The organism is Bacillus sp. JJ1474 (assembly GCF_036965225.1).
In the GTDB taxonomy this organism is placed as follows: Bacteria; Bacillota; Bacilli; order Bacillales; family Cytobacillaceae; genus Cytobacillus.
In genome coordinates, this window is the sequence record NZ_JBALPC010000034.1 from 1 (window position 1) to 1,585 (window position 1,585).

General features: G+C 33.8%; 2 protein-coding genes. Both read right to left on the reverse strand.

The features are described from left to right. Positions 1-65 precede the first annotated feature (65 nt). Entirely contained in the window at positions 66-545 is a 480-nt protein-coding gene (locus tag V7164_RS05435; protein ID WP_335353567.1) for an amidohydrolase family protein, read from the reverse strand. Then, the gene (locus V7164_RS05440; protein WP_335353566.1) at positions 526-741 is read right to left on the reverse strand and encodes a hypothetical protein; all 216 of its coding nucleotides are present in this window, start codon (positions 739-741) and stop codon (positions 526-528) included. The genes V7164_RS05435 and V7164_RS05440 overlap by 20 nt, the downstream gene beginning before the upstream one ends. Positions 742-1,585: the final 844 nt, after the last annotated feature.

A 1,585-nucleotide genomic window follows, 5' to 3' on the forward strand; every position in this document is an offset into this window, starting at 1 on the left:
CATTCCATATGGTCCATCGCAACCATACAGTACTTTTCGATACCCTAATGATTCTACTGCATTCTTTACAATAGATTAAGATAGTCACTTGATGTGTCAACAAATACATTTGGTTGATCCTTAACGTATTTCCATAGTTTTTCCCAAAAAGGAAGACCGGCGTGAGCATAAATTAATTTAAGTTTAGGGTATTTTTCAGGTAAATATTTATAGGAGTCCTGTTCTGAAGATAGATGAATGATCAAAGGTATGCCTTTTGACTCACACATAGCCGCAACTGGATCAAGTGCCTTAATACTATATTCATGCATGAAGGGATGGGCTTTCACCCCAATAAAACCAGGTTTATTAAGATATAAATCTATTTCTTCCACTGATTCAGAAATCATTGGATTCACTGCTACCCAGCCTAGAAACCGATCGGGAAATCTATCAATAGCAGCAGCAACAATATCATTGCTCGGCTTAGTAAAAATTCTGTATGAATTGCCATAAAGTTTGAGATAGCTATCCTTTACTAGACCGTCATAAATTTTCAGCCCTATTTGAGGTACATTTTAGTATTAGAAAACGGAAAAAGCGTTGTAAATTATTTTGAAAAGTGCTTTCCAATTCAAACATTGTTTCATTCATGGGAGCAATTAGCGCTGTTTTAGCTACATCATTTTTATCCATGCCCTCTATCATTTTATCTAGAGTTAACATTGATTCATCTACATGAAAATGGCAATCAACAATCATTTTTATCGCCCCTTCGAATTACTATATATTTATTTTAGCAAACCAAACATAGCTGTAAAATGCGATTTCATTTACAATTATTACGATCCCTTGAGCAGCAATAAAATAGCGGGGGGGCATTGTAAGGGTGTAAATGAAATATACCAAAAAGAGTATATTAAATAATTTGACACTAGTTTTGCAGCAAAGCGTGATACAGAATTCTTAATTCAATAGGTATGAACGAATTTTAAATAAAATGCAATAAAGCCGAAATCTCAATGATGTACTTTTAGACACTGGGTATTCTACGACGATTTTTATACATCACGGTGAACCGTACCACAAGTAAATGAGGTTTTTTCATAGAGCCGCGGCAAATGGATTAAATCCTTATTATTATCTCCGCTATCTATTTGAGTAGCTTTCCAATATGAATTTTACAGAAGTAGATGCCATTGATCCATTACATCTATTGTCAACAACTTTACCAGTTTCATGTCATGCATTGCCTTTAACAAGATAACTAAATCATAATATTGGCCACCCTGAAAAAACAGGTGTGGCCTATTTGAGCTTATGATATATCTAATAAGTAATTTTTTTTTGGAGGTGGGGGCGTAAATAAGACAGCAATATTAGACAAGAATACAAGCCAGCCATTCTTAACTTGCGTATATTGAAATAGACTAAATGGATTAAACAATTCACTAATGTAATCGTTATTCCCTGCTTTCTTATTCCCTAATGATATGTGGGTAAGTACAAGCAGAATAATTCGAAATGAACCCCCAAAATGAAATTTTTGCCATATAGGTTTGACTTGTATTAGTGCTATTCCAGAAATTTTAATCATATTCTATAG

Coding starts and splice junctions, on each gene's coding strand:
- V7164_RS05440 (WP_335353566.1), bottom strand. CDS start 741: ATGATTGTTGATTGCCATTTTCATGTAGATGAATCAATGTTAACTCTA.